Origin of the sequence: Nocardioides sp. (assembly GCF_031422975.1) — a bacterium.
Classification (GTDB): Bacteria; Actinomycetota; Actinomycetes; order Propionibacteriales; family Nocardioidaceae; genus Nocardioides.
This window is the reverse complement of sequence record NZ_JANPEO010000459.1, coordinates 1-6,088: the sequence shown is the minus strand read 5'-3', so window position 1 is coordinate 6,088 and position 6,088 is coordinate 1. Positions and strand designations below refer to the sequence as shown.

At 70.6% G+C, this 6,088-nt stretch carries 7 protein-coding genes and 1 tRNA gene; 7 read left to right on the top strand and 1 reads right to left on the bottom strand.

The window, feature by feature from the left end:
- The 7 genes from eno to RMO85_RS13690 form a co-directional block, all read left to right on the top strand.
- Nucleotides 1-1,126: phosphopyruvate hydratase (gene eno / locus RMO85_RS13720; protein WP_310529286.1), on the top strand; the 1,126-nt coding region annotated here is incomplete at its 5' end.
- A 130-nt stretch (nt 1,127-1,256) separates the two neighbouring features.
- Nucleotides 1,257-1,880, top strand: a complete 624-nt coding sequence (locus RMO85_RS13715; protein WP_310529285.1) for a septum formation initiator family protein — start codon at nt 1,257-1,259, stop codon at nt 1,878-1,880.
- 22 nt (nt 1,881-1,902) lie between these two features.
- Nucleotides 1,903-2,415: a DUF501 domain-containing protein gene (locus tag RMO85_RS13710; RefSeq protein WP_310529284.1), complete on the top strand. Its 513-nt coding sequence runs from the start codon at nt 1,903-1,905 to the stop codon at nt 2,413-2,415.
- 30 nt (nt 2,416-2,445) lie between these two features.
- Entirely contained in the window at nt 2,446-3,360 is a 915-nt protein-coding gene (locus RMO85_RS13705; RefSeq protein ID WP_310529283.1) for an exopolyphosphatase, read from the top strand.
- A complete protein-coding gene (locus tag RMO85_RS13700) occupies nt 3,357-4,175 on the top strand; it encodes a uracil-DNA glycosylase (protein ID WP_310529282.1) in 819 nt (272 codons plus the stop codon). Before RMO85_RS13705 ends, RMO85_RS13700 begins: the two co-directional genes overlap by 4 nt.
- Before the next feature lie 48 nt (nt 4,176-4,223).
- Nucleotides 4,224-4,297: transfer RNA gene (locus tag RMO85_RS13695), tRNA-Leu, on the top strand.
- Nucleotides 4,298-4,428: 131 nt separating this feature from the next.
- Nucleotides 4,429-5,322: a Bax inhibitor-1/YccA family protein gene (locus tag RMO85_RS13690; protein ID WP_310529281.1), complete on the top strand. Its 894-nt coding sequence runs from the start codon at nt 4,429-4,431 to the stop codon at nt 5,320-5,322.
- A 7-nt stretch (nt 5,323-5,329) separates the two neighbouring features.
- On the opposite strand, the gene RMO85_RS13685 is transcribed toward RMO85_RS13690, so the two are convergent.
- Nucleotides 5,330-6,088 (bottom strand): SGNH/GDSL hydrolase family protein (locus tag RMO85_RS13685; protein WP_310529280.1); only part of this gene is annotated, 759 nt, incomplete at its 5' end.

Below are 6,088 nucleotides of genomic sequence, written 5' to 3'. Positions count from 1 at the left end.
CCGCGACGGTGGCAAGCGCTACGCCGGCAAGGGCGTCCAGAAGGCCGTCAAGGCTGTTGCCGAGAACATCTCCGGCGCCATCATCGGCCTCGAGGCCGACGACCAGCGCGTCGTCGACCAGGCCATGCTCGACCTGGACGGCACCCCCAACAACGCCAAGCTGGGCGCCAACGCCATCCTCGGCGCCTCGCTCGCGGTCGCGCGCGCGGCCTCCGAGTCGGCCGGCCTGCCGCTGTTCCGCTACGTCGGGGGGCCCAACGCCCACGTCCTGCCCGTGCCGATGATGAACATCCTCAACGGCGGCTCGCACGCCGACTCCAACGTCGACATCCAGGAGTTCATGATCGCGCCGATCGGTGCGGCCACGTTCTCCGAGGCGCTGCAGCAGGGCGCCGAGGTCTACCACGCTCTCAAGTCCGTGCTGAAGAAGAAGGGCCTCGCCACCGGCCTCGGTGACGAGGGCGGCTTCGCCCCCGACCTCTCCTCCAACCGGGCCGCGCTCGACCTGATCGCCGAGGCGATCAAGTCCGCAGGCTTCAAGCTGGGCAAGGACTTCGGGCTCGCGCTCGACGTCGCGGCCAGCGAGTTCCACGACAAGTCGAAGTACGCCTTCGAGGGCAAGAAGTTGACCTCGGACCAGATGATCGCCTACTACGCCGAGCTCGTGGACGCCTACCCGATCATCTCCATCGAGGACCCGCTCGACGAGGACGACTGGACCGGTTGGGGCACCCTGACCGCGCAGCTCGGTGACAAGACGCAGATCGTCGGCGACGACCTGTTCGTCACCAACGTCGAGCGCCTCGGTCGCGGCATCGCGGAGCGGTCGGCCAACGCCCTGCTCGTGAAGGTCAACCAGATCGGCTCGCTCACCGAGACCCTCGACTCCGTCGACCTCGCGCACCGCAACGGATTCCGCTGCATGATGAGCCACCGCTCGGGCGAGACCGAGGACACCACGATCGCCGACCTCGCGGTCGCCACCAACTGTGGTCAGATCAAGACCGGCGCCCCGGCGCGCTCCGAGCGGGTGGCCAAGTACAACCAGCTGCTGCGCATCGAGGACGAACTGGGTGACGCGGCTCGCTACGCCGGTGCGGCCGCGTTCCCGCGATTCAAGGGCTGAGCGACTGGTTGCGACCGGGCGCAGCCCGGGCACACCCAGGACGCGAGCGCCGCAGCCGCTTGCGGCAAGGTGACGGTCGCCCGGCGCGTACACCGGCGATTGGAAGGTCGGGACAGGCAGACTGCTCACCATGGCTTCCCCGCCCTCTTCATCACGTCGCACTGCTCGGGGCGGGCCCGGCGGCAGCACGCGGCCGGGCACCCGCACGAGCCGGTCCGAGCGCGGTACGTCGCGTGCTCGGCCGACCTCGTCCCGCGCGAGTGACTCGGGCTCGATGCCGGCGATCGATGCTCCGGTGAAGGCCGGCCCGCGTCGGCCCCGGTTCACGGGCCGCGCGGCCGTGCTGGTGCTTGTGCTGGCCGTGCTCACCGTTTCGTACGCGTCGTCGCTGCGGGCCTACCTCCAGCAGCGGGCGCACATCGGTGACCTCAAGAGCGCCATCGCCGAGCGGGAGAACAGCATCAACGCCCTCGAGCGGGAGAAGCAGCGCTGGCAGGATCCCGCTTTCGTCAAGGCGCAGGCCCGGGCCCGCTTCGGCTACCTCATGCCCGGCGAGACCGGCTTCCTGGTGCTGGACGAGAACGGCGAGCCGCTCGAGAGCCGGGCCTCGCTCAGCGATCCCGACGACGTGATCAAGACGGTCCCCACGGCCTGGTGGTCCGATGCCTGGGCCTCGGTCGAGCTGGCCGGCAACCCGCCGGCGCCCGCCGACGGTCCCGCCGCCGAGATCGACGGCGTGGCGAAGGCCAACTGAGCGTGCGTGAAATGATCGACGCGTGATCGACCCCGCAGACGAAGCCGCCATCGCCGCCCAGCTCGGCCGCCAACCTCGTGCCATCCACGACGTCGGACACCGGTGCCCGTGCGGCAACCCCGACGTCGTGACGACCGAGCCCCGCCTGCCCAACGGGACGCCGTTCCCCACGACGTTCTACCTCACCTGCCCTCGTGCGGCCTCCCGGATCGGCACCCTCGAGGGCTCGGGCCTGATGAAACAGATGCAGGACCGGCTCGGTGAGGACGCGGAGCTGGCTGCGGCATACCGCGCGGCCCACGGGGCCTACCTCACCTTCCGCACCACTCTGGCAGCGGAATCGGGGCACAGCGTGCCCGAGATCGAGGGCATCTCTGCCGGCGGCATGCCCGACCGCGTCAAGTGCCTCCATGTCCTCGCCGGTCAGTCGCTGGCCCAGGGTCGCGGCGTCAATCCGCTCGGCGACGAGGTCCTCGATCTCCTCGGGGACTGGTGGGACTCGGGGCCGTGCGTGACGGTGGATGCCGATGAGTGACCTCAGCGGCTCCGGCCCAGGGGGTGCGCCATGACGCGGGTGGCGGCCATCGACTGCGGCACCAACACCATCAAGCTCCTGATCGGCATCCACCACGAGTCCCGCCTCGAGGTGCTGGCACGTGAGTCCGAGGTGATCCGGCTCGGGCAGGGTGTCGACGCGACCGGCCGGCTCTCTCAGGAGGCGCTGGTCCGCGCCTTCGCGGCGATCGACGCGTACGCCGCCCAGATCACCGAGCACGGTGTCGAGCAGGTCAGGTTCTGCGCCACCTCGGCGACCCGGGACGCCAGCAACGCGGCCGAGTTCCGGGCGGGGGTGCTCGCGCGGCTCGGCGTCGAGCCGGACGTGCTCACGGGTGACGAGGAGGCGGCCGTCGCCTTCGCCGGCGCGATGAGCAACGTCACCGCCGAGGTCCCGCGGCCGATCCTGGTCGTCGACATCGGGGGCGGCTCGACCGAGGTGGTGCTGGGCGACGACGGTGGTGTGCGCGCTGCGAAGTCGATGGACATCGGCTCGGTCCGCCTGCACGAGCGCCACATCCGTCACGATCCGGCCACGCGTGAGGAGATCGCCGCGGTCGTCCGCGACATCGACGACCAGCTCGACGCGTGCGGGGTCGACCTCGCGGCGGCGGCCACCGTCGTCGGCATCGCGGGCACCGTGACCACGATCGCGGCGGGGGTGCTCGACCTGGCGACGTACGACCCAGACGCGGTCGACCGCTCGGTGCATGCGGTGGGTGACGTCCACGCCTACGTCGACCGGCTGGTCGCGATGACGGTGAGCGAGCGGCTGGCGCTGGGCTACATGCACCCCGGTCGAGCCGACGTGATCGACGCGGGTGCCCTGATCGCGTCGAGGGTGATGAGGCGTACGACCGTGGAGTCCCTGATGGTCAGCGAGGCCGACATCCTCGAGGGCATCGCCTGGTCGATGCGGCCATGACCGAACTACCGCACCCGCTCACCGGCCAGCTGTTCGGGTCGCCGACGCGCCCCGGCACCGGCTGGCCGGAGGACCCCGCGGAGGCGGACACGCCGGTGGCGCGCACGCCCGCGGGCGTCCGCCGCCTCGCCGGGGCAGCTTCGCTCGACGAGCTCGATGCCCGGGTGAGCGTGTGCGCGACGTGCCCCCGCCTCGTGCGGTGGCGCGAGGACGTGGCCCGCGACAAGCGGGCGTCCTTCGCGGACCAGCCCTACTGGGGAAGGCCGATCGCCGGATGGGGTGACCCGCAGCCCGGGATCCTCATCGTCGGCCTCGCGCCGGCGGCCAACGGCGGCAACCGGACCGGGCGGGTGTTCACCGGTGACTCGAGCGGGGACTGGCTGTTCGCCTCCCTGCATCGCGTGGGGCTCGCGGCGCAGCCGACGAGCGAGCATGCGGGCGACGGGCAGCGACTGATCGGTGCCCGGATGGTCGCCACGGTCCGCTGCGCACCACCCGCCAACAAGCCGACGACCGCCGAGCGTGACACCTGCGCGCCCTGGATCAACGCGGAGGTCCGACTGCTCCTTCCGCACGTGCGTGTCGTCGTTCCTCTCGGGGCCTACGGCTGGGACGGTGCGCTGCGCGCCCTGTCCGGCGCCGGACTGGCCGTGCCTCGTCCCAAGCCCAGGTTCGGCCACGGCGCCGAGGTGTCCCTCGGACCGGTGACCCTGCTCGGTTGCTACCACCCCAGCCAGCACAACACCTTCACCGGCAGGCTGACACCGGCCATGCTCGACGCGGTCTTCCGGCGCGCGCGTGAGCTGGTGCACTGACCGGGCCGCGGGGGCGTACGCCCTCTACGCTCGCAGCACCCATCTGTAGCCCCGATATCCCAACCGGCAGAGGAAGCGGTCTTAAAAACCGCGCAGTCTGGGTTCGAATCCCAGTCGGGGCACCGTGTCCAGGGTGAGAGTGATCTGGCGGTTCGCGGGAACACCGGGCCCCGCTCGCACGTTCGAACAGGTAGCTGCCACGTAAGGTGACAGCACACGCAGCACCCTGTACAGCGGCCTCCAAGGAGAGACCATGAAGAGCAACAACCCTGTTTTCAACCGTTCCGAGGAGTTCAACGGAACGGCCAACGCCTACGGCAACCAGTCGTACGCCGGCGGCGGCCAGGCCTACCCCGGCTACGGCCAGGCGCCGACAGCCCCGGAGTACGGCGACCCCTCCAACTTCGGCACCGGCAGCCCCACCCAGCAGGTCGGCCAGGGCCGGATGACGATCGACTCGGTCGTCCAGAAGACCGCCATCACCCTGGCCGTCGTGATCGCAGCTGCGGCCGCGACGTGGTTCTGGACCGGAGACTCGATCACCGAGTCCGGCGCCAACAACCCCGACGCCATCGGCCGGCTCTACCTCGCCCTGATGGTCGGGTCGTTCGGTGCGTTCGCGCTGTCGATGGTCAACTCCTTCAAGAAGGTCATCAGCCCCGCGCTGGTCATCGCCTTCGCCGCGCTCGAGGGCGTCGCCCTCGGTGCGTTCTCCAAGATCATCCCGGCCTATGCCGGGGTGAGCACGGACATCGTGCTGCAGGCCGTCATCGGCACGTTCGCGGCGTTCGCGGGCACGCTCGCGGCCTACAAGTTCTTCAACATCCAGGTCGGCAACAAGTTCCGCACTTTCGTGGTCGCGGCCATGTTCGGCATGGTGGCGCTGGGCATGATGGAGATGGTGCTGGGCTTCTTCGGCAACCAGATCGGCTTCTTCGGCTTCGGCACGCTCGGCCTGCTGTTCGCCATCGGCGGCCTGGTGATGGGCGTGTTCATGCTGATCCTCGACTTCGACTTCGTCGAGAAGGGCATCGCCGCCGGCCTCCCGGAGCGCGATTCCTGGCGTGCCGCCTTCGGCCTGACCGTCAGCCTCGTCTGGATCTACACCAACCTGCTCCGGATCCTGGCGATCTTCCAGCAGGACTGATCCGCCGCTACTCCGCTGGCCCGACGTCGATGGACGCCGGGCCAGCGTCAATTTCGGACTCCTGCGGCGACTCGACAGCCGGGCTCGGGTGGCGGCGACGGTGCCGCAGCTCGACCCAGCGGCCGCGCAGGCCGCGCTGGGACCCGGAGACCTCGGTGCCACCGAGCTCGGTGCCAGGCGTCTTGACGGCGCGTACGGCGGCGGCCGCGACCGGCAGCACGCCCTCGCCGCGGTAGGCCATGGGCAGGGCCTCGTCCTCGGGGATCAGGCCCAGCTCGGCCAGGCAGGACGGGATCAGCACCGACGCGAGCTGCTTGTAGCCGTCGGCGGAGGGGTGGAACTGGTCCGGGCCGAACAGCAGGGCCGGGGCCGCGGCGAACTCCGGCCCGAGGATCGAGGCAAGCGCCACGGTGCGGCCGCCTGCCTCGACCACCGCGATCGTCTGGGCCGCGGCCAGGCGCCGGGACCAGGAGCGCGCGACCTGCTTGAGCGGGGGAGCGATGGGCTTGATCGTGCCCAGGTCGGGACAGGTGCCGACCACGACCTTGACGCCGTGCTCGCGCAGGAGGCGCACGCCCTCGGCCAGGTGCCGCACCGACTGCGAAGGGGTCACCGTGTGGGTCACGTCGTTGGCGCCGATCAGGATGACCGCGAGATCGGGGTCGGTCGGCAGTGCCTGCTCGACCTGGAGGACGAGGTCGCTGGACTTCGCGCCGACCTTGGCGAACTCGCGCAGGTGCACCCGGCGGTGGGCCTGCGCCGCCAC

Excerpts from the sequence above, each read along its gene's own strand:
- RMO85_RS13705 (WP_310529283.1), top strand. The coding sequence starts at position 2,446 with ATGACGCGGGTGGCGGCCATCGACTGCGGCACCAACACCATCAAGCTC.
- RMO85_RS13715 (WP_310529285.1), top strand. The coding sequence starts at position 1,257 with ATGGCTTCCCCGCCCTCTTCATCACGTCGCACTGCTCGGGGCGGGCCC.
- RMO85_RS13700 (WP_310529282.1), top strand. The coding sequence starts at position 3,357 with ATGACCGAACTACCGCACCCGCTCACCGGCCAGCTGTTCGGGTCGCCG.
- RMO85_RS13690 (WP_310529281.1), top strand. The coding sequence starts at position 4,429 with ATGAAGAGCAACAACCCTGTTTTCAACCGTTCCGAGGAGTTCAACGGA.